The sequence below is a fragment of the Streptomyces sp. NPDC005648 genome (assembly GCF_040605395.1).
Classification (GTDB): domain Bacteria; phylum Actinomycetota; class Actinomycetes; order Streptomycetales; family Streptomycetaceae; genus Streptomyces.
On record NZ_JBEXCS010000013.1, the window covers coordinates 50,079 to 71,582 of the forward strand.

A 21,504-nucleotide genomic window follows, 5' to 3' on the forward strand; every position below is an offset into this window, starting at 1 on the left:
GGCGCCGCGTCCCGGGGGGATCGGAGGCGGCGCCCCGGCTCAAGGGGTGTTACAAGGGGTGGAAAGGGTTACGACACACTGCGCAGCGCGTCCGCCGGCCTCATCCGGGAGGCCCGCCAGCCGCCCATCGCGCCGGCGATCAGACCGCCGGTGACCGCGAGGCCCACCGCGAGCGCGATGGTGGTCAGGGAGACCGGGGCGGAGAGGGCGATCTCCATGGTGTTGGAGGCCGACTGCTGTCCGGGGCCGCCGCCACCGGGGCCGCCCATGCCTCCGCCCATGCGGCCACCGCCGCCGGAGGAGCCGAGCTGCGCGGTCAGCTTGGGGCTGATCGCGGTGACCGCGTAGGCCGCCGCGAGGCCCAGACCGATGCCGAGGGCGCCGCCGAGCAGGCCGTTGACCATGGACTCGCCGACGACCTGCCGGGTCACCCTGCGGCTCGGCCACCCCAGCGCCTTCAGGGTGCCGAACTCGCGCACCCGGCGGGACACCGCCGAGGAGGTCAGCAGCGCCGCCACCAGGAAGGCCGCGGCCAGCACCGCGATGGACAGCCACTTGCCGACGCTGGTCGCCAGGTCGGAGGCGGTGGACAGGGAGCCGGAGACGGTGGAGGCCAGGTCGGCGGAGGTGGTGACCGTCGTACCGGAGATGTTCTTCTGGATCGTTTTCTTGACGGTCGCGATCTGCTGGGAGTCGGTCGCCTTGACGTAGATCGTGGTGACCTTGTTCTTGGAGTCGCCCAGCGTCTGCGCGAGCTTCAGCGGCACGAACACGTCCGTGGTGGACTCGCCGCTGTCGGGCGTCGCGATGCCGATGACCGTGAACGTGGTGCCGGAGATCTTGAAGGTCGAACCGACCTTGTACTTCTTCGACTTGGCGTACGACTTGCTGATCACGGCGACCTTCGCGCCGGTCTGCGAGGCCGTGAACGTCTTGCCCGAGGTGATCTTCGAGGTGGCCAGCGGACCGAGCTCCTGGTTGGTGACGTCGATTCCGGCCACCGAGTAGGAGTTGACGTTGAAGGACGCACCGCCGCCCTGCACCTGAGACTGGCCGCCGCCGCTGTTCCCGGTGTTGCCGCCGGGGCCACCCTGCTGGGAGCCGGAACCGGAACCGGAGCCGGACGTGGACGACTTCGCCTTGCCCTGGGTGAAGGAGCCGTCGACCTTGGTCACGTTCAGGGTGAGCGCGCCGACCGCGGCGGACACGCCCTGCTGGCCGGCGACCTTGGCGACCAGCGAGGACGCCAGAGCCTGACCACCCTGCGTCATCACCCGGTCCGAGCTCTGCGTCGTTTTGCTGCTGGACTTGGCGTCGAACTTGAAGTTCGGGCCCTGTGAGCCGCCGGCCTTGGGCGCCGACTGCGCCTTGGTGACCGTCATGTCGGTGCCGAGCCCGTAGAGCGACTTGAGGACCTTGCCCTGAGCCTGTGTCATACCGGCCGACACCGAGTTGACGGTGATGACCAGTGCGATTCCGAGCGCCAGACCCAGTGCGATGACCAGGGCCGCCTTCTTTCTGCGGCCCAGTTCGCGCTTGAGATAGATGCCAAACATCCCGTTCCTCGAAGGTTCTTGGCGCCCGCTGTGGGCGCGGCCACAAACTATGGAGAAACCTTTGAGGCGCACTGAGTAAAGGATGTGTCAGAGCTGAGAAAGCGGGGTACGCCTTCAAATTTTCGTAAGACAGGTAATTCCTAAGCAGGAGAGGGGCTACTGCCAGGAAACGCCTGTTCAATGGGTGTTACGGTCGCGGGATGCACGGTTCCCCTCCGCTCTCCCGGCGTGCCGCTTTCGGTCTGGCCGCCGCGGCGCTTCCGCTTGCCGCGGCGACTCCCGCACACGCTTCCACCGTCGTCGGTGGCGCACGTCTCGCCCGCGCCGGAATTCAGGGCACAAATCTGCCCAAGAAGCTCACCGCCGCCGCCTGGCTGGTCGCCGACTGCGACAGCGGAGAGGTACTGGCCTCTTTCAACGCGCACAAGCGTCTCGCGCCCGCGTCCACACTGAAGATGCTGTTCGCCGACACGGTCCTGAGGAAGTTCGACCGCGCCGAGCGTCACAAGGTGAGCGAGGCCGAACTGGCCGACGTCCCGTCGGGCTCCAGCCTGGTCGGCATCAAGCCCGGGATCACCTACACCGTCGAGCAGTTGTGGCAGGGCGTCTTCCTGCGCTCCGGCAACGACGCCGTGCACGTCCTCTCCCACATGAACGGCGGGATGGCGAAGACCATCGCCGAGATGCAGGCCAAGGCCGAGGATCTGCAGGCCCTGGACACCCATGTCGTCAGCCCCGACGGCTTCGACCACAAGGGCCAGCTCTCCTCCGCCTACGACCTCACCCTCTTCGCCCGGCACGGTCTGAAGGACGCCGACTTCCGCGCCTACTGCCACACGAGGACCGCGGACTTCCCGGCCGGCGGCAAGAAGACCTTCCAGATCCAGAACACCGACCGTCTGCTGACGGGCACGTGGGGTGTGAAGACGTACGACGGCCTGATCGGTGTCAAGAACGGTTACACCAGCAACGCGGGCAACACCTTCACCGGTGCGGCCACCCGAGGCGGCCGCACCCTGCTGGTGACGGTCATGCATCCCAAGAGCGGTTACAACGCCGTCTACGAGGAGACGGCCGCGCTGCTCGACTGGGGCTTCGGGAAGGGGAGTTCGGCGGGTGCGGTCGGCGCGCTGGTCGAGCCGCTCAGCGAGGGCGGGAAGAAGGTGACGCCGTCCGGGAAGGGGGCCACCGCGGCGGCCGGCCCGCCCGGGTCCGGAGGCTTTGACGACCCCTCGCCCTGGCGTCTGCTGGAGGGCGCGGGCGGCACGGTCGCGCTGCTGGCGGCCGGCGGATGGGCGCTGCGCAGACGGCGCAAGAGCGAGAGCCCGCAAGGGGATTGACGTTCGCGGCAGCCGTTCCACGCACCGGTGCGTACCTCGCGGTCCCACGCGAGATCCACCCCCACCCGATGCGGTGGAACGACTGCCGCCTCCCCCCTCGGTTTGGCTCTACGGGGCCACAAGGGCCACAAGGGCCCCGCGGGTCCACGGAACTTCACTGCTCCAAGTGTGAAGCTCTTGTGTAGGAGATTTGAGCATAGGCTCATGACCGGCCGCAATGGTCCGGATGTTCAAATTCCGCTTGTGCAAATCGAGTCAGCCGCGCCCGATGTACGGCATCGCGGTGGCCAACACCGTCGCGAACTGCACATTCGCCGCCAGCGGCAGCTCCGCCATGTGCCGTACCGTGCGCGCCACATCGGCGACATCCATCACCGGTTCCGGCGCGATCTCGCCGTTGGCCTGCAACGCGCCCGTCTGCATCCGCGCCGTCATATCGGTGGCCGCGTTGCCGATGTCGATCTGCCCGACCGCGATGCCGTACGGCCGCCCGTCCAGGGAGAGCGACTTGGTGAGGCCGGTCAGCGCGTGCTTGGTCGCGGTGTAGGCGACCGACAGCGGCCGGGGTGTATGGGCGGAGATCGAGCCGTTGTTGATGATCCGTCCGCCCCGCGGGTCCTGCTCCTTCATCTGCCGGAAGGCCGCCTGCGCGCACAGGAACGCCCCGTTCAGGTTGGTGTCCACCACATGCCGCCACGCGTCGTACGGCAGCTCCTCCACCGGCACCCCGCCGGGCCCGAACGTCCCCGCGTTGTTGAACAGCAGATCCACCCGCCCGAACCGCTCCACCGCCGCGGAGAACAGCGCCGCGACGTCCTCCGGCTTCGACACATCGGTCCGTACGGCGACACTGGCGCCCTCGGCGACCAGTCCCGCCGTCCGCGCCAGCGTCTCGGGCCGTCGCCCCGCCAACGCCACCGCCCACCCGGCACCCAGCAACTCCACGGCGACGGCCCGCCCGATCCCGGACCCGGCGCCGGTCACGACGGCGACCTTCGAGTTCGTCTTCATGGCCCAGGAGCGTAGGCGAGCCTCCTCCTCCGCTCCCGGCCCCGCTCGGGCGGAGGGATCCCCGTGACCGGTTGCGGCGTGCGGTTGCGGAGAGGTCCCGTAACCGGTTACGACGTCCGCCATCCGGGTGCCATCGGCTCGGCAACCCGTGTCGCCCCCGCCTTCCCGCCCGCTTCCTCCCTGAACTGTCCCGGGAGGAAGTGTGACCATCACTCAATATCGCTCGCAGTGGCAGGGCCCGGAACTCCGTGCCGCCGCCCGCCACCTCGGCCGCCGCCGTTTTCTGACCCTCACGGCCGCGGCGGCCGCCCTCGCCTTCGCCGTGGACCTGCCCGCCGCCGGCGCAGCGGCCGCCGCCACGCTCGACGCGGCCCGTATCGACGTCTTTCCGTTCACGCTGGGCGTCGCCTCCGGGGACCCGCTGCCGGACTCCGTGGTCCTGTGGACCCGGCTCGCGCCCGCCCCGTACCAGCCCGACGGCGGACTGCCCGCCCAACCGGTGGACGTGGACTGGGAGATGGCCCTGGACGAGTCGTTCGCCGTGCCCGTCGCCAAGGGCACCGAGACCGCGCACCCCGAGTTCCACCACACCGTGCACGCGGAGGTGCGGGGCCTGGACGCGGGCCGCGTCTACTACTACCGCTTCCGCACGGGCACCTGGCTCAGCCCGACCGGCCGTACCCGCACCGCCCCGGCGGCCGACGCCGTCGCCCCCGCGCTCACCTTCGCCGCCGTCTCCTGCCAGGCCTACACCGACGGCTACTTCACCGCCCACCGCCATCTCTCCGAGGACGACGTCGACCTGGTCTTCCACCTCGGGGACTACATCTACGAGTACGCCGTCGACGCGGCCGGCGGTGCCCGCAAGTACACCGACCGCACGCTCCCCGCGCTCTTCGACCACGAGACCGGCACGCTGGACGACTACCGGCTGCGGTACGCCCTCTACCGCACCGACGCCGACCTCCAGGCCGCGCACGCCATGCACCCCTTCGTCGTCACCTGGGACGACCACGAGACCGAGAACAACTACGCGGGCTCCATCCCCGAGAACGCCGTTCCGCCGGACCAGTTCCTGATCCGCCGCGCCGCCGCCTACCGCGCCTACTGGGAGAACCAGCCCCTGCGCATGCCCCAGCTCCCGGTCGGCCCGGACGCGCGGCTCTACCGGCGACTGTTCTGGGGCCGGCTCGCCCAGTTCGACGTCCTCGACACCCGCCAGTACCGCTCCGACCAGGCCTACGGCGACGGCAAGCACATCCCGGGACCCGAGTCCGAGGATCCCGCGCGGACCATGACCGGCGCGGCCCAGGAGGCCTGGCTGCTCGACGGCTGGAAGACCTCGACCGCGCGCTGGAACGTCGTCCCGCAACAGGTCTGCTTCTCCCAGCGCAAGATGGACCTCAACGCCGTCGCCGAGGTCTCCATGGACGCCTGGGACGGCTACCCGGCCTCCCGCCGCCGCGTCCTGGACGGCGCCAAGGCGGCCGGCGTCGAGAACCTGATGGTGCTCAGCGGCGACGTCCATGTCGCGTACGCCTTCGACATCAAGGACGACTTCGACGACCCGGCCTCCCGCACCCTCGGCACGGAGATCGTGGCCACCTCGATCGCCAGCGGCCAGAACGGCACCGAGAAGCCGTCGAACTGGACCACCTACACCACCGCCAACCCCCACCTGAAGTTCTACGACGGCCGGCGCGGCTATGTGACGGTCTCCCTGACCGACGCGCGGGCGCGCGCCGACTTCAAGACCGTCCCCTACGTCACCACGCCCGGTGCCCCGATCTCCACCGCCGCGTCCTTCGTGACCGAGGCGGGGGCGCCGGGGCTCAGGCGGGTGTGACCTGCCGCCCCACCGGCTCGGCGTCCTCCGCGGGGTAGCGGACGCCGATCTGCTCGCGGATCGTGTCCAGGGTGCGCATCACGGCGAGGGTGCCGTCGAGCGGGACGAGCGGGGACTCGGTCTCGCCGGCCCGCAGCGCGCGCATCACCTCGCGTGCCTCGTGCTTGAGGCTGTTGCGGGGCCCGTCGGCCGGGTCGGCGGCGAACTCCTCGGGGTCGCGGCCGTCCCGGTGCAGCACGAAGCGGTCCGGGAAGAAGAAGCCGTACGGGATGTCGATCCGGCCCTGCGAGCCGGTGACGGACGCCGAGGTGGCCGTACCGCCGATGATGGAGCAGTGCACCGAAGCGAGAGCGCCGCTCTCCCAGGAGAGCAGTGCTCCGGTTTGGAGATCGACGCTCTCGTCTGAGAGCACTGCTCTCGCGGCGATGTCGGAGGGCTCACCGAGGAGGAGATGGGCGAAGGAGACCGGGTAGACGCCGAGGTCGAGCAGCGCGCCGCCGCCCTGTGCCGGGTCCCGCAGCCGATGGCTGGGCGGGAAGGGGCCGGCCAGCCCGAAGTCGGCCTGCACACTGCGCACCTCGCCGATCGCACCCCCGTCCACCAGCTCCTTCAGCCGCCGCACCAGCGGATTGCAGTACATCCACATCGCTTCCATCAGGAAGCTGCCACGCCCCCGCGCCAGCGCGACCAGCTCCTCGGCCTCCCGCGCGTTCAGCGTGAACGCCTTCTCGCACACCACGTTCCGCCCGGCCTCCAGACACAGCCCCGCGGCGGCCCGATGCGCCGAGTGCGGGGTGGCCACGTACACGACATCGATGTCCGCGTCCTCGGCCAGCGCACCCCACTCCCCGTACGCCCGCCCGATCCCGAACCGCTCGGCGAACGCCTTCGCCGAGGCCTCGGTCCGCGAGGCCACCGCCACGACCTCCGCGTCCGGCAGATCCACCAGATCCGCCGTGAACGCGGCAGCGATCCCCCCGGTCGCGAGCACCCCCCACCGCACCTTCTCCGCAGCCATCGCAGCCCTCACCCTCGCTCTTGTGACACCCGGCACCGTGTTCGAGCTGAGAGCATAGGTGGCGAATCACGCGGAAAGGGAGGGGCTCATGCCCGAGCAGGGGGCGTCGACACCTGGCATACGGCGGGCGGCCGGACCGGAGACGGGACCGGCCGCCAGTTCCGCCGTGCGCCGTACCGGGCCGCTGGTCGTCCTCATCCTGGGTGGGCTCACCGCCACGCCCCCGCTGGCGATGGACATGTACCTCCCGTCACTGCCGGCGGTCACCCGCTCCCTGCACGCCCCCGCGGCGACCGTCCAGCTCACCCTCACCGCCTGTCTGCTCGGCATGGCGCTGGGACAGCTGGTGGTCGGCCCGATGAGCGACCGGTGGGGGCGCAGGCGCCCGCTGCTCGCCGGGCTCGCGGTGTACGTCGTCGCCACCGCCCTGTGCGCCTTCGCGCCGACGGTCGAGCTACTGGTCGCCTTCCGGCTGACGCAGGGCCTCGCGGGCGCGGCCGGGATCGTCATCGCGCGTGCCGTCGTACGCGATCTCTACGACGGTGTGGCCATGGCCCGCTTCTTCTCCACCCTGATGCTGGTCGGCGGGGTCGCCCCGATCGTGGCGCCGCTGATCGGCGGACAGATCCTGCGGGTGACGGACTGGCGGGGCGTCTTCGCCGTGCTGACGGTCGTCGGACTGCTGCTGGCCGGGGCGGTGTGGAGCAGACTGCCCGAGACGCTGCCGGTGTCCGACCGGCACTCCGGTGGCGTGGGCGAGGCCCTGCGCTCGATGCGGGGGCTCCTCGCCGACCTGCCGTTCTCCGGGTTCATGCTGACGGGCGGCTTCGCCTTCGCCGCGCTCTTCGCCTACATCTCGGCCTCGCCCTTCGTGATCCAGGAGATCTACGGCGCCTCCCCGCAGACGTTCAGCCTGCTGTTCGGCGTGAACTCGGTCGGACTGGTCGCGGTCGGCCAGATCAACGGCAAGGTGCTGGTGGGAAGGGTGAGCCTGGAGAAGGCGATGGGGGCCGGGCTGGCGGTCGTCGTCGCGGCGGCGAGCGCGCTGCTGCTGATGTCGACGGGCGTGTTCGGCGAGGTGGGGCTCGCTCCCGTCGCCGTGGCCCTGTTCGTCCTCATGTCGGCGATGGGCGTCACCCTCCCCAACGCGCAGGCCCTCGCCCTGATGCGCACGAAGCACGCCGCGGGCTCCGCGTCCGCGCTGCTCGGCACGTCCTCGTTCCTCATCGGTGCCGTCGCCTCCCCGCTGGTCGGGATCGCGGGCGAGCACACCGCCGTCCCGATGGCCGTCGTCCAACTGGCGGCAGCAGTGGTAGCGCTGGCCTGTTTCATGGGAATGTGCCGTCCTTGGAACAGACGTGCGGGTGCGGAGGGAGCAGGGAGCTGAGCGCGCCGAGACTGCGTGGGGACACACCGGACAAGGCCGGGCTCGACCCCGAGGAACTCCGTCATCTCGTCCAAGAGGTCCATGACCTCACGCTGGGGGAGCGTCCCTGGGCCGCGGGGACCGTCGTGGTCGCCGGGCGCGGACCCGTGATCGCCGTCGAGGAGGCGGCGGGCTGGGCGGTCCGCTACGCGAAGTACGACCCGGAGACGGACCGGGGCATCCAGCTGCCGAAGAGATCCCGCGTCCCGATGACCGTCGGTACGCCCTTCGACATCGCGTCCCTGACCAAACTGTTCACCTCCGTCGCCGCCGTGCAGCAGATCGAGCGCGGCACGCTCGGCATCGACGCGCGGGTCGGCGCGTATCTGCCGGAGTTCCGGGCGGCGGCCCGCCACGACATCACGATCCGCGAACTGCTGACGCACACCTCGGGTCTGCGGCCGGAACTCCCGCTCTACGACTGTGCCGACGACACCGCACGCATGGCGCTGCTGCGTGAGGAGGCCCCCATCGGGGTGCCCGGCACATACACCTACTCCGACCTGAACATGCTGCTCCTGCAGTACGTCCTGGAGCGCCTCACCGGCCGCCCGCTCGACGTCCTGATCCACGAGGGCATCACCCGGCCGCTGGGCATGACGTCCACGGACTTCGGGCCGTCCCCGGGCGCGGCGGCCACCGAGGACCAGCGCAAGCCCTGGGCGAAGGTGAACCGGGGGATGCTCCGCGGGGTCGTCCACGACGAGAACGCCTGGGCGCTCGGGGGCGTCGCCGGACACGCGGGCCTGTTCTCGACGGGCCGTGACCTGGCGATCTTCTGCCGCACACTGCTGGCCGGGGGATCCTACGGTCCCGCCCGCATCCTCGGCCCGGACTTCGTGGAGCTCCTGCTGACGCCGCCCGGGCTGGGCTTCGCCATCGACCAGCCCTGGTTCATGGGGGAGCTGGCGGGCCGGGGGGCAGCCGGGCACACGGGCTTCACGGGCACGTCGGTGGTCCTCGACCCGGGCACGGACACGTTCCTGGTGCTACTGGCGAACACGGTGCACCCAGTACGACGCCGGGCCGACAACACCCCCCGCGCGACCGCGGCGACGCGTCTGGCGCACGCCGTACTGGGAGCCCCACCCCCGGACCCCCAGCGACCCTGAGGGAGCCACGTCCTGGGCCGCCGGGGGGCCTCGCTCCCCGGGCGGCCTTGTCCTTCGCTGGGCGGGCTTCGGTCGCTGGGCGGCCTCGGCCGACCCTTTGCTGGGCGGTACGAAGTCGGGGGTCGGTGTCGGTGGGGTGTCGTCCGCTTAGAATCGCCCGGTGAACGACCCCGCCTCGTCGGCCGAGGCTCTCCGCTCGGCCCTCGCCACCGTCCTCGACGGTCTTCCGCCCAAGCAGGCCGCGCACGCCGTCGAGCGGCTGATCGCCAACTACCGGGGCGCCACCCCCACGGACGCGCCGATCCTGCGGGACCGGGCGGACGTCGCCGCGTACGCCGCCTATCGGATGCCGGCGACCTTCGAGGCGGTGCGGTCGGCGCTGGAGGCGTTCGCCGACAGCGTTCCCGGGTGGGTCCCCGCGAGCCACGTCGACGTCGGTGGCGGCACCGGCGCCGCCACCTGGGCCGTCACCTCCACCTGGCCCGGCGAGCGCGGTGTCACCGTGCTCGACTGGGCCGAACCGGCCCTGGCCCTCGGCAGGGAGCTCGCCGCCGCCAACCCGGCCCTGCGTAACGCCAGTTGGCAGCGCTCTCGAATCGGAGCAGCGCTCACCATCGAGAGCACCGATCTCGTCACCGTGTCGTACGTCCTCAACGAGCTGGCCGAAGCCGACCGCGCCGCCCTCGTCGACCGAGCCGCCTCCGCCGCCCGGTCCGTCGTGATCGTCGAGGCCGGCACCCCCGCCGGCTACGCCCGGGTCATCGAGGCCCGCAACCGGCTGATCGCCGCCGGATTCCGCGTCGCCGCCCCCTGCCCGCACAGCGCCGCCTGCCCGATCGTCCCCGGCGAGGACTGGTGCCACTTCTCGGCCCGGGTCAGCCGCTCCTCCCTGCACCGTAAGGTCAAGGGCGGCTCCCTGGCCTACGAGGACGAGAAGTTCAGCTACGTCGCCGCCACCCGCCTGCCCACCGTCGCCCCCGCCCTCTCCCGGGTCGTCCGCCGCCCGCAGATCCGCAAGGGCCAGGTCCTCCTCGACCTCTGCGAGCGGGACGAGCGGTTGCGGCGCACCACGGTCACCAAACGCCACGGCGACCTCTACAAGGCCGCCCGGGACGCGGACTGGGGCGACCCCTGGCCGCCGTACACACCGGAGTCGTAGACCCGCCGAAGGAGCCGTGGAGCCGCCGGACGGTACGGTCGGCCCATGGGTGGTGGGCGTCGAAGGCGGACGTCCTGCTGGAGGCGTTTCTCGATCCGAGCGGGCAGGCGGGCGCGGGAGGCGGATGCCGAGCTGTACGCCGTCGCCGACACCGGGGACCTCGCCGCCGAGGGCCTGGTCAACGAGGAGTTCGGCCGCAGATGTGTGCCGCAGGGCAGCTGCGCCCGCACACCGGACCGATCTCCCACGACTGCACGGACACTCTCGTCGACCACGCCCTCTACGGCCTCGCGTCCCGCTGACGCCTTGTACCACCTGCCCCGGATGTCGGCTCTGGCCCCCCGGGGCACGGAAGGGTGGGACCATAGGGCATGCTGTTCCGCACGACAGCGAGGCGAGGGGATAGATGAGCGCGGACGTAGGCGGCCCTACCGGCCTGCAGGGCAAACTCTCCCAGTGGCTGCGCGGAGGCCGCCGCTCGAAGGAGGCCGCCGACGACGGCGGTCGGGAGGCCCTGCTGGTGGCCGCCGCCGGGGCGGGCCTGCCGCTCGCGCCCGCCGCGCACCCCGCGCCCGGGTACCGGTGTTCCTGCGACCGGGTCGGCTGCCCCACACCCGCCCGCCATCCCGTCTCCTTCGCCTGGCAGACGCAGTCCACCACCGACCGCGCGCAGATCGAGCGCTGGGCCCGGCACCAACCACAGGCCAACTTCATCACCGCGACCGGCATGGTGCACGACGTCCTCGACCTGCCGCTGGAGGCGGGTCGGGAGGCGCTGGAGCGGCTCCTCGCGTCCGGGATCGAGGTCGGCCCCGTCGCCGAGAGCGACGACGGCCGGCTGATGTTCTTCACCCTCACCCGGGGCACCCCCGAGGACGAGGACGAGTGGTGGCCCTGCGAGCTGGACTGCCACCCGGAGACCATGGACGAGCACCCGGGGCTGCGCTGGCACTGCCGGGGCTCCTACGTCCTCGTGCCGCCCGCCCGGCTGCCCGGTGACCAGAGCGTGCACTGGGTACGGGGCCCGGAGCATCCGCTGCCCGACCCGCTGAGCCTGCTGGAGATCCTCACCGACGCCTGCGCCCGCTACGCCGGCGAGGAGCCCGACCACGCGAGCGCGGCCTGGCCCCTGCGCCGGTAGGCAGGGCTCCCGGAGCGGTCCGGTCGCGCCTCCCGTGGGGGAGGGACCTAGCTTCCGGTGCCGGAGGTCATGCCCTCCAGGCGGGCCAGGACGGACACCTGGCCGCCGCTCTGCGGGTCGAGGGCCACCTCGTTCGACATGAACTCCATCGTGAGCGACTGCTTGATCTCACCGCTCACCAGGGCCAGCACATCCGCCTTCTGGGCCGGGATCGAGGCGTTCGCGGCCGCCGTCAGCTTCTGGTAGCGGCGGTGGGCGAAGAACACCAGCGCGCCGCCGTCCTGCGTGCGCAGCGCCAGCGGGGCGTAGTCGCCGCTCGTCAGCGGCTCGTCGATGAACTGCGTGGCCAGACCCGGCTGTTTGGCGGCCTTCGCCCGCTGTGCGCGCCAGTTGCTGGTGTGCGGGCCGTCGGCGAAGGTCTTGCCGCCGTTCTTCAGGTAGTTCGTGTAGTCCCGGCTCAAGTCCGCGGGCGGGACGGCGAGTTCGGTGGAGTTCGCGGGTACGGCCTCCGCCCAGCCGTCCTTGTCCTTCTTCAGCTGAGGCAGCGAACCGGGCGTGATGAGGGTGAGGAACGCCACCTGCCAGGGGTCGCCCAGGTCGTCGCGGGTGAACACCAGCAGCCAGTGCGCGTCGCCGCCCTTGTTGCCCCGCGCCTCGGCGACGAACCAGCGGGGCCAGCCCGCCTTCTTCGGGATCGTGAACTTCGCGTCGGAGAACTCCAGCGGCGAGTAACCCGGGTTGCCGCTCGGGTAGTTCTTGTGGCCGGCCTTCAGCCGGCCCTCGTCGATGTCACCGAGGGCGCCCGTGACATGGCCGGCGTCGAGCGAACTGTCGTACGCCTTGTCCGCCTTGTTGTACGCGGTCGTGAACGCCGTCAGCGCCTTGGCGGCCTCGGCGCGGGTGGCGGAGGGGAGCACCTCGCGCTCCCCGTGCACCACCACGCAACCGCTCGCCGTCAACGACAAAGCGGTCACCGAGGCCGCTATCAGTACCCGACGGTCAAGCCTTCGTCGCCTCGGACGGCTGCGATCCCTGCTCATCGCGTCCCTTCACCTTCGCCTTCCCGGAGGCGAACCCTACCGGGGCGAGGAACAGCGCGAGCGTCGGGATCAAGTACAGCAGCCACACCGTGACCTGAAGGACGGTCGGGTCGGGCTGGAAGTTGAACACGCCCTTGAGGAGGGTGCCGTACCAGCTGTCCGGCGGGATCGTGTCGCTGATGTCGAAGGCCAGACGCGTCAGGCCGGGCAGGATGTCGGCCTCCTGCAAGTCGTGGAAGCCGTACGCCAGTACGCCCGCCGCCACGACGACCAGCATGCCGCCGGTCCAGGTGAAGAACTTGGCCAGGTTGATCTTCAGGGCGCCGCGGTAGAACAGCCAGCCCAGGAAGACCGCGGTCGCCAGGCCCAGGGCCACACCGATGAGGGGGCGCGGGGTGCCGTCGCTGGCCGCGTGGACGGACGCCCACACGAACAGGGCCGTCTCCAGGCCCTCACGGCCCACGGCGAGGAACGCGGTGGCGACCAGCGCGCCCGTGCCCATCGCCAGGGCCGCGTCCAGCTTGCCGTGCAGCTCGCTCCTCAGGTGGCGGGCGGTGCGCCGCATCCAGAAGACCATCCAGGTCACCAGGCCGACCGCGAGGATCGACAGGGAGCCGCCGAGACCCTCCTGCGCCTTGAACGTCAGCTCCTGGGAGCCGAATTCGAGGACGCAGCCGAAGCCCATCGCGATCAGGACGGCGACGGCGATACCGATCCAGATGGGCCGGATGGCGTCCCTGCGGCCCGTCTTGACCAGATAGGCGATCAGGATGCAGACGACGAGGCTGGCTTCCAGTCCCTCGCGCAGACCGATCAGGTAGTTGGAGAACACGGGCTACGCCTCCTCGGAGAACAGCGTGCTGCCCCACCAGTCGTCCTTGTCGCGGACGCCCGGCGGGACGGCGAAGACCGCCGAACCCACGTGCTGGATGTACTCGTTGAGCGCGTCCTGCGCCGACAGCTTGCGCTGCAGCGGGATGAATCCCTTGCGCACGTCGCGCATGTAGGCCAGGAAGAACAGGCCCGCGTCGAGGCGGCCGAGACCGTCCGTGCCGTCGGTGAAGGAGTAGCCCCGGCGCAGGATCGTGATCCCGTTGTTGGAGTCGGGGTGCGCCAGACGGACATGCGCGTCCGGCTTCATGGCCTTCAGGAACGGCTCGTCGTGCTCCTTGGCCTTGCCGACCGGGGCGCCCTCGCCCTTGTCCCGTCCGAAGACGTCCTCCTGCTCCTGAAGGGACGTACGGTCCCAGGTCTCGATGTGCATCCGGATGCGGCGCGCGACGAGATAGGACCCGCCCGTCATCCAGTCCGACGTCCCGGTCACGTCCTTGCCGTCGACCCACACGTACTTCTTCAGCCGGTCGGTCTCGGTGCCCGCGATGTTGCGGGTGCCGTCCTTGAAGCCCATCAGGTTGCGCGGGGTCTGCGCGTCCGGGGTGGTCGACGAGGTCTTGCCGAAGCCGAGCTGCGACCATCGGATGTTGACCTTGCCCATGCCGATGCGGGCCAGGTTGCGGATCGCGTGCACCGCGACCTGCGGGTCGTCGGCACAGGCCTGGACGCACAGGTCGCCGCCGGTGCGGGCCCTGTCCAGGGCGTCCCCGGCGAACTGCGGGAGGTCGACGAGGGCGTCGGGGCGCCTGCCGTCGATTCTGAACTTCTCGCCGTACTTCTCGAAGAGGGACGGGCCGAAGCCGATGGTGAGCGTCAGCCGGGAGGGCTTGAGGCCCAGGGCCTCGCCGGTGTCGTCCGGCGGGGCCTCCGCGAGGCCGCCGTACGCGCCCTCCCCGACCGCCTTCCCCGCCGTCATCCGGCGGGCCGCCTCCGTCCAGTCCTTCAGCATCCGCACGAACTCCGCGCGGTCGTCGGTCTGTACGTCGAACGCGGCGAAATGCAGCCTGTCCTGCACCGGGGTGGCGATGCCGGCCTGGTTGGCGCCGTGGAAGGCGACCGCGGCGCCCGACTCGGCGGCGGTCGGGTCCACGTCGTCGACGACGCGGGTCATCGCGACCGCGCCGCCGGCCGCGGCGGCGCCGAGCGCGAGGCCCGCGCCGCCCCAGCCGATCAGTGAGCGCCGGCTGGGCGCCTGCCTGTCGCCGGCGTCGGCGGCGGTGGCTTCCTGTGTGTCCGTCATGGTCGTCGTCCCCTACTTCTACTTCACGACGGCGGCGGCGAGCTTGGACAGCGGCTCGGCGAGCGCGTTCACCGCGTCCGAGAGCTCCTTGCGCTGCTCCTCGGTGACCTTGTCGTACGACACGAAGCCGTCCGAGGTCTTGTCGGTGCGGTACTTGTCGAGCGTCGTGTCCAGCGCCGCGAACTGCTTGTCCAGCTCGGTGGTCAGCGCCTTGTCGTTCTTCTGCGCCACCGGCTTCAGCAGCTCGTACGCCTTCTGCGCGCCCTCGACGTTCGCCTTGAAGTCGCTCAGGTCGGTGTGCGAGTAGCGGTCCTCCTCGCCGGTGACCTTGCCCGTGGCGACCTCGTCGAGCAGTTCCTTGGCGCCGTTGGCCATGGAGGTCGGGGTGATCACGGCCTTGCCGACCCGCTCCTGCCAGTCCTTCAGATCGGTGACCAGCTGGTCGGCCAGGGTCTTCTGCTCGGCGCCGATCTTCTTGTCCTGCCACAGCGCCTTCTCGAGCGCGTGCCAGCCCGTCCACTTCTGGCCCTTCTCCAGGCCGTCCGCGCGGGTGTCGGTCTTCGGGTCGATGTCCCCGAAGGACTCGGCGATGGGCTCGGTGCGCTCCCAGCCGACGCGGGAGGGGGCGAAGGCGTTCTGGGCGGCCTTGAGGTCGCCGGCCTTGATGGCCTCGGCGAAGACCTCGACCTTCGGGATCGTGGCGTCGGCCTGCTCCTGCGCGTACTCGCGGTAGTCGGCGACGGCCTTGTCGAGCTGGGGGTCGCGCTTGGCGACGGCGCCGGAGCCGGTGACGGTCAGCTTCTGCCGGACGCCGTGGCCCTTCATGCCGGGGCGGCAGGCGATCTCGTAGCTGCCCGCCTTCACCTCGGCGGTCAGCGTGTACTTGGTGCCCGAACCGATGTTCTCCTTCTCCGAGACGATCCGGTCGTCCGGGAAGAGGATCTCGACCTCGGTCGCCTTGGAGCCCTTGTTCTCTATGTTCAGGGTCACCTGGCCGGCCGGCACCGACTTGGCCGAGGTGTCGCACTTGGAGTCGGCGGCGGTCACCTTGATCGCGGCGTCACCGTCGCCCTTGCTCTTCTCCGTGCACCCCGTGACGGCGGTGAGGGCCGCGGCCGTGGCGACTGCGGTGAGGACGGAGAGTCTGGCGGCTCGCATTCAGGCTCCAAGAGGTGGCGAAAAATCGCGTGTCGGGACTCACAGGCATGGTGAGGCTCGCCTAACTTACCTAAGGCTTACCTGGGTGATACCCGCCCATGCGGTGATTCAGCTCTCATGGACGCCGTAGGGGCACGGAATGATCACGCCGACTTAAAAGAGGACCCATGGAGCGGTCAAGAGAGATTCAAGGGCGCGCCGTGGGGACCTACGGCTTCGCCGCGGGGCGTGACCAGCCCCCACTCACCCGCGGCTGACCTGCGACGTGGGGGCGGTGCTTCAATTCCTCCGTGACTGACTACGACGTGCTCCGCGTCTTCTGTGCTCCCAACGGCGGCTACGGCAATGAACTCGGTGTCGTGCGGGAGGGATCGGTGATGGCCGATCCGGGGGAGCGGCAGGGGTTCGCGGCCAAGCTCGGATTCAGCGAGACCGTGTTCGTCGACGACCCTGAGCGGGGGATCATCGACATCTACACGCCGACGCTGCGCCTGCCCTTCGCCGGGCACCCGTGTGTCGGTGCCGCCTGGCTGCTGGACGTGGAGGAGCTGGTGACGCCCGCCGGTGTCGTCGGGGCCCGTCAGGACGGGGAGTTCAGCTGGATCGAGGCGCGGGCGGAGTGGGTTCCGCCGCGCACCCTGCGTCAGTACGCCACCGCCGCCGAGGTCGACGATCTGCCCGTGCCCGCCAAGGGCGAGTGGATCTACGCCTGGGCCTGGGAGGACGAGCCCGCGGGGCGGATCCGCGCGCGGGGCTTTCCCGGGCGTGACGACGGCATCGACGAGGACGAGGCCACGGGGGCGGCCGCCCTGTTGCTGACGGACCGGCTGGGGCGGGCGCTCAACATCACCCAGGGCGCCGGGTCGCAGATACTCACCGCCCCGCAGCCCTACGGATGGGTGGAGATCGGCGGACGGGTCTATCTGGAGCGCCAGCCGGAGCGGTGAGCCCCGGCGGGCCGCTACGGCAGCGTCAGGATGTCGGCGCCGGTCTCCGTCACCACCAGCGTGTGCTCGAACTGGGCCGTTCGCTTGCGGTCCTTGGTGACCACGGTCCAGCCGTCGTCCCACATGTCGTACTCGTGGGTGCCCAGGGTGAGCATCGGCTCGATCGTGAAGGTCATCCCGGGCTGCATGACGGTGGTCGCGTGCGGGCTGTCGTAGTGCGGGATGATCAGCCCCGAGTGGAACGACGAGTTGATGCCGTGGCCGGTGAAGTCGCGGACCACGCCGTAGCCGAAGCGCTTGGCGTACGACTCGATGACTCGGCCGATGATGTTGATCTGGCGGCCCGGCTTGACCGCCTTGATCGCCCGGGTCAGGGACTCGCGGGTGCGTTCCACCAGCAGACGGCTCTCCTCGTCGACCTCGCCGACCAGGTATGTCGCGTTGTTGTCGCCGTGCACCCCGCCGATGTACGCCGTCACGTCCAGGTTGACGATGTCGCCGTCCCGGAGGGTGGTGGAGTCCGGGATGCCGTGGCAGATGACCTCGTTGACGCTGGTGCACAGGGACTTGGGGAAGCCCCGGTAGCCGAGCGTGGAGGGGTAGGCGCCGTGGTCGCACATGTACTCGTGCGCCACCTTGTCCAGTTCGTCGGTGGTCACCCCGGGTGCGATGAGTTGGGCGGCCTCCTCCATCGCGCGGGCGGCGATCCGGCCGGCGACGCGCATCGCCTCGATCGTCTCGGGCGTCTGCACCTCCGGTCCGGTGTACGGCGTCGGCGCGGGCTTGCCGACGTACTCGGGACGGCGGATGTTTCCGGGGACGGAGCGGGTGGGGGAGAGCTCCCCTGGTACGAGCAGCGACTGGCCAGACATGCCAGCGAGTCTAACGAGCCGGGGTGGGGGAACATGTCGTAGGCGAGAGGAGCAGGTCATGGCCTTGTTCAAGAAGCGCACGGTCGGGAAGCCGGGGGAGTGGTTCTACTGCCTCGAGCACAAGAAGGTGGAGGAAGGGCCGGAGTGTCCCGCCAAGGACCGGTTCGGGCCGTATGCCACCCGGCAGGAGGCCCAGCACGCGATGGAGACCGCCCGCGAGCGCAACCTCCAGTGGGAGAACGACCCGAAGTGGCATGACGCGCCCGCGGGAAGCGCCGACGACGACTGAGCGGGTCAGGTGCGTGCCGGTGCGGCTGCCGTCCGCTGGGCGTGCAGCCGTACCGCGTGCTCGTTGGTGCGGACGTCGTACGTCATCAGCTTCGGCAGGCACAGCGCCAGCAGGCCGACCGCGCCCGCGCAGAGCAGGCCGCCCGACCAGATCGACGTCCGTACGCCCCACCGGGCCGCGAAGCCGCCCGAGCGGACCTGGCCCACGGTTGGGCCCACCGAGTACGACAGCAGCTCGATCCCGGCCAGCCTGCCGCGCAGTTCGTCGGGGATGGTCTGGTTCCACATGGCGCCCCGGAAGATCCCGCTGACCATGTCGCAGCCGCCGGCCACGGTGAGGAACAGCAGCACCAGCCATACGTTGCCGACGACGCCGGCGCCCGCGATCGCCAGGCCCCACAGGGCGGCCGAGACCACGACCATCCGTCCGTGCCGGTGCACCCGAGAGGTCCAGCCGCTGGTCAGGCTCACCAGCATCGAGCCCAGGGGAACGGTCGCGTACATGAGCCCCAGGGACCAGTCGGCGTGCAGCTCGTCTGCCAGGAACGGCAGGACGGCGAGGGGCATCGCCAGGAACATCGCCGCCAGGTCGACCGCGTAGGTGCCCAGGAGTTCCTTGCGGCTCCAGGCGTAACGGGCGCCCTCGGCGATGGCCCCGAGGGACGGCTTCGCGGCCTCGTGGGAGGCGGGGGACGCGGCGATGCGGACGATCAGGGCGACCGAGACGGCGAAGGTCAGCAGGTCCGCGCCGTAGGCCCAGCCGAGGCCCGCGTACGCCACCACCACGCCAGCCAGCGCCGGGCCGGCCACCCCGCCGACCGTCCAGCGCAGGGAGTTCAGCGCGGCCGCGGCCGGCAGGTGCTCGTGGGCGACGATACGGGGCCACAGGGAGTCGATCGCCGGGCGCTGGACCGAGACCAGGGCGGACGAGAGGGCGGCGACCACGTACAGCGGCCAGACGGCGGGGTGGGGGAGCAGCGCGTCGAGGAGCAGTGCGGCGGAGAGGAAGCCCTGGCCCGCCTCCGTCCACAGGATCAGCTTCCGCTTGTCGAGCGCGTCGGCCAGTGCGCCGCCGTACAGGCCGAAGAGGAGGAGGGGGACGAGTTCCACGGCGCCGATCGCGCCGACCGCCGCCGCCGACCCGGTGAGTTCCTTCAACTGCACGGGCAACGCCACGAAGGTCAGGAAGCTCCCGAAGTTCGACACCGTCCCGGAGACCCACAGACGCCGGAAGTCGACAGAGGCGTGCCAGGGCGTGAGGTCGGGCAGGAGGGCGCGGAGGCGGGAAGGGGCGCGGTGGGGGGCTTCTTCGGTCACGACCGGTCATGGTGAGCAGGAGACCTGTAACAGGCAACCGGTTTTCGGGGTCCGGGCCGGAAATGGGTAGCACTGCGCATGTGGGCCCCGGTGGCGTCACGGCAGCCTTTGAGCGCCACCCACCACGTGTTCCGCGGGGGAAGACAGCCCCCTTCGCGCAACAGCCCCGCGGAGCGCCGAGACGAAAGCAAGGGCTCATGGCTGCTCACGACACACGCAAGAGGCCGAGACGGGTCAACGCCCTCGTCGCCTCGGTAACGTCCGTCGCCATCATCATGGCGGGAGTCCTCGGCGGTGCCCTGGTCACCGCCTCTCCGGCCGCGGCGAACACCACTCCGATCTTCCGGCTGGACACCGAGAACGGCGCCACCATCGCCAACTACCTTTCCTTCCTCAGCGCGCTCCGCGCCAACGTGGACTATGAGACCAACGATCTCGACAACACGGTCTCGGGCACCTCGGACCTGATCGACCACACCAACCCCACTGCCCTTGGTTACACCGAGGCCGTGATCATGACCGAGGACGGACACGCGGTCCGGCTGCGGTTCCGTACGAGCGACCTCTATCTGGTGGGCTGGTTCGACAGCAACAGCCACTACCACTACATCGGTCCGGAGGGCCAGGCGCGCGTCGAGGCGGAGGACGCCCCCGACGCTCAGCAACTGAGCGCGGGGGCCGATTACGGCACCCTCGAACGCCTGGCCGGCGTGCAACGTACGGCCCTGGGGTTCGGCCGGATCCAGACCAATGCCCACGCGTTGAGCCTGTGGAAGGCCTCCAGCACCCAGGCGATGGCCGCGGCGGTGTTGTACTTCACGCAGTTCACCGCTGAGGCCGCCCGGTTCCGCGGCATCCAGGACACGATCGCCCAGGAGGGGTTCGCCGCCACGGGCGACGCCTCGTATGCGGAGTCCACGACACTCGACCCCCGTCTCGTCGAGCAGGAGACCGACTGGGGCCAGATGAGCGATCGGTTCCAGCAGGTTCAGCTGGTCGGTACCGACCAGACCCCCATCCCGCTCACCGGCTGGTTCCGCAACGGCTTCGGTGACATCGTGGAGCTGTCGCTCAACCTCGCCCGCGACTACGCGCGCATCGTGATGGTCGTCAACGGCTACCCCGGGTACGTGAAGCGGCGTCAGCTCACCGACGATGACAACACCATCGTGGTGGCACCCGACGGTTCCGGCGACTACACCCGCATCCAGGACGCGATCGACGCCGCCCCCACGGACGGGATCCAGTACGTGATCCTCATCGAGCCCGGCGTCTACCACGAGGCGATCACCGTCCCGGCGAACAAGACCAACCTGTTCATCAAGGGCGCCACCGGCAAGGCCAATGACGTCGTCATCACCGCCGACCGGGCGCACGGAACGATCAACCCCGCGACCGGTGCGCCGTACGGAACGCAGGGCAGTGCCGTGGCCACCTTCAAGGCGAGCGGCACCACGCTCGCGGACGTCACCGTCCAGAACACCTTCAACCCCAAGGCCCACCCGGAGGTCGACGCATACTCGACCCAGGCGGTCGCGTTGGCCGCCGAGGGCGACCGGCAGACCTACGTCAGGGACAGGATCATCAGTACCCAGGACACGGTCCTCAACAAGGCGCCGGTGGCCACCGGCCAGTACCGGCAGTACTTCATCGCCGACTACATCGAGGGTGACATCGACTTCATCTTCGGCAACGCCACCGCCGTCTACGACCGTTGCAACATCGCCATGCAGAACTGGGTCGGCGGCACGGTGCTCGCGCCGAACACCGACAAGAGCCAGAAGTACGGCACCCTGATCACCGGCAGCACGATCTACACCAACGGAGTGCCGGCGAACACGATGTACCTCGGCCGGCCGTGGCACAACTCGGCTGACGTGTCGCCCCAGGCGGTGGTCCGCGACAGCACGCTGAACTCGGGCATCAACGCCGCTCACCCGTGGACGGACATGACCCCGGACTACTCGTGGTCGCAGGCCCGGTTCAAGGAGTACAAGAACACCGGCGCCGGCGCGGCCGTCGGCGCGAACGCGCCGCAGATGTCCGACTCCGAGGCCGCCAACTACACCGCCCAGAAGTACCTGGCGGGCACCGACGGCTGGAACCCGGTCTGGTGACCCGGGACGGCAGCCGGTGACG

At 70.3% G+C, this 21,504-nt stretch carries 18 protein-coding genes; 9 read left to right on the top strand and 9 right to left on the bottom strand.

Going from position 1 to position 21,504, the window contains the following annotated elements:
* Positions 1–68: 68 nt before the first annotated feature.
* Positions 69–1,556 carry an ABC transporter permease gene (locus ABZT17_RS10360; RefSeq protein ID WP_356346280.1) on the bottom strand — a complete coding sequence of 496 codons (1,488 nt, stop codon included), beginning with the start codon at positions 1,554–1,556 and terminating at the stop codon, positions 69–71.
* Positions 1,557–1,756: 200 nt separating this feature from the next.
* Here ABZT17_RS10360 and ABZT17_RS10365 point away from each other — a divergent pair, with 200 nt between their 5' ends.
* Entirely contained in the window at positions 1,757–2,896 is a 1,140-nt protein-coding gene (locus ABZT17_RS10365; RefSeq protein ID WP_356346282.1) for a serine hydrolase, read from the top strand.
* A gap of 255 nt (positions 2,897–3,151) precedes the next feature.
* On the opposite strand, the gene ABZT17_RS10370 is transcribed toward ABZT17_RS10365, so the two are convergent.
* On the bottom strand, positions 3,152–3,907 hold the full coding sequence (locus ABZT17_RS10370; RefSeq protein WP_356346285.1) for an SDR family oxidoreductase: 756 nt from the start codon (positions 3,905–3,907) through the stop codon (positions 3,152–3,154).
* A gap of 202 nt (positions 3,908–4,109) precedes the next feature.
* Between ABZT17_RS10370 and ABZT17_RS10375 the strand changes: the two genes are divergently transcribed.
* On the top strand, positions 4,110–5,753 hold the full coding sequence (locus ABZT17_RS10375) for an alkaline phosphatase D family protein (RefSeq protein WP_356346287.1): 1,644 nt from the start codon (positions 4,110–4,112) through the stop codon (positions 5,751–5,753).
* Here the strand turns inward: ABZT17_RS10375 and ABZT17_RS10380 are convergent.
* Positions 5,740–6,771, bottom strand: a complete 1,032-nt coding sequence (locus ABZT17_RS10380) for a Gfo/Idh/MocA family oxidoreductase (protein ID WP_356346289.1) — start codon at positions 6,769–6,771, stop codon at positions 5,740–5,742. The two genes, ABZT17_RS10375 and ABZT17_RS10380, sit on opposite strands and share 14 nt — an antisense overlap.
* Before the next feature lie 88 nt (positions 6,772–6,859).
* Here ABZT17_RS10380 and ABZT17_RS10385 point away from each other — a divergent pair, with 88 nt between their 5' ends.
* The 4 genes from ABZT17_RS10385 to ABZT17_RS10400 all read left to right on the top strand — a co-directional run bounded on the left by ABZT17_RS10385 (position 6,860) and on the right by ABZT17_RS10400 (position 11,609).
* On the top strand, positions 6,860–8,158 hold the full coding sequence (locus ABZT17_RS10385) for a multidrug effflux MFS transporter (RefSeq protein WP_356346291.1): 1,299 nt from the start codon (positions 6,860–6,862) through the stop codon (positions 8,156–8,158).
* Complete coding sequence (locus tag ABZT17_RS10390; protein ID WP_356346293.1) at positions 8,110–9,309, top strand: serine hydrolase domain-containing protein; 1,200 nt, start codon at positions 8,110–8,112, stop codon at positions 9,307–9,309. Before ABZT17_RS10385 ends, ABZT17_RS10390 begins: the two co-directional genes overlap by 49 nt.
* A 160-nt stretch (positions 9,310–9,469) precedes the next feature.
* Positions 9,470–10,468 carry a small ribosomal subunit Rsm22 family protein gene (locus ABZT17_RS10395; RefSeq protein ID WP_356346295.1) on the top strand — a complete coding sequence of 333 codons (999 nt, stop codon included), beginning with the start codon at positions 9,470–9,472 and terminating at the stop codon, positions 10,466–10,468.
* Between the two features lie 406 nt (positions 10,469–10,874).
* Positions 10,875–11,609: a bifunctional DNA primase/polymerase gene (locus ABZT17_RS10400; protein WP_356346297.1), complete on the top strand. Its 735-nt coding sequence runs from the start codon at positions 10,875–10,877 to the stop codon at positions 11,607–11,609.
* Positions 11,610–11,656: 47 nt separating this feature from the next.
* Here ABZT17_RS10400 and ABZT17_RS10405 read toward each other — a convergent pair whose 3' ends face one another.
* The 4 genes from ABZT17_RS10405 to efeO are packed head-to-tail and all read right to left on the bottom strand — an operon-like array spanning position 11,657 to position 15,941.
* Entirely contained in the window at positions 11,657–12,649 is a 993-nt protein-coding gene (locus tag ABZT17_RS10405) for a hypothetical protein (protein WP_356346299.1), read from the bottom strand.
* Positions 12,609–13,481 carry an iron uptake transporter permease EfeU gene (efeU, locus tag ABZT17_RS10410; RefSeq protein ID WP_356346301.1) on the bottom strand — a complete coding sequence of 291 codons (873 nt, stop codon included), beginning with the start codon at positions 13,479–13,481 and terminating at the stop codon, positions 12,609–12,611. The genes ABZT17_RS10405 and efeU overlap by 41 nt, the downstream gene beginning before the upstream one ends.
* Positions 13,482–13,484: 3 nt before the next feature.
* Positions 13,485–14,783, bottom strand: a complete 1,299-nt coding sequence (gene efeB, locus ABZT17_RS10415) for an iron uptake transporter deferrochelatase/peroxidase subunit (RefSeq protein WP_356346303.1) — start codon at positions 14,781–14,783, stop codon at positions 13,485–13,487.
* A gap of 18 nt (positions 14,784–14,801) precedes the next feature.
* Positions 14,802–15,941: an iron uptake system protein EfeO gene (gene efeO, locus ABZT17_RS10420; protein WP_356346306.1), complete on the bottom strand. Its 1,140-nt coding sequence runs from the start codon at positions 15,939–15,941 to the stop codon at positions 14,802–14,804.
* A gap of 290 nt (positions 15,942–16,231) precedes the next feature.
* Between efeO and ABZT17_RS10425 the strand changes: the two genes are divergently transcribed.
* Positions 16,232–16,888 (top strand): PhzF family phenazine biosynthesis protein, encoded by a 657-nt coding sequence (locus ABZT17_RS10425; RefSeq protein ID WP_356346309.1) that lies wholly within the window; start codon positions 16,232–16,234, stop codon positions 16,886–16,888.
* Positions 16,889–16,902: 14 nt separating this feature from the next.
* Here the strand turns inward: ABZT17_RS10425 and map are convergent, their stop codons facing one another.
* The gene (map, locus tag ABZT17_RS10430) at positions 16,903–17,760 is read right to left on the bottom strand and encodes a type I methionyl aminopeptidase (protein WP_356346312.1); all 858 of its coding nucleotides are present in this window, start codon (positions 17,758–17,760) and stop codon (positions 16,903–16,905) included.
* Positions 17,761–17,818: 58 nt separating this feature from the next.
* Between map and ABZT17_RS10435 the strand changes: the two genes are divergently transcribed.
* Entirely contained in the window at positions 17,819–18,049 is a 231-nt protein-coding gene (locus ABZT17_RS10435) for a hypothetical protein (protein WP_356346314.1), read from the top strand.
* 5 nt (positions 18,050–18,054) lie between these two features.
* Here the strand turns inward: ABZT17_RS10435 and ABZT17_RS10440 are convergent, their stop codons facing one another.
* Positions 18,055–19,365 (bottom strand): MFS transporter, encoded by a 1,311-nt coding sequence (locus tag ABZT17_RS10440; protein WP_356346317.1) that lies wholly within the window; start codon positions 19,363–19,365, stop codon positions 18,055–18,057.
* Positions 19,366–19,562: 197 nt separating this feature from the next.
* Here ABZT17_RS10440 and ABZT17_RS10445 point away from each other — a divergent pair, with 197 nt between their 5' ends.
* Entirely contained in the window at positions 19,563–21,482 is a 1,920-nt protein-coding gene (locus ABZT17_RS10445) for a pectinesterase family protein (RefSeq protein ID WP_356346319.1), read from the top strand.
* The last annotated feature ends 22 nt before the right edge of the window (positions 21,483–21,504 follow it).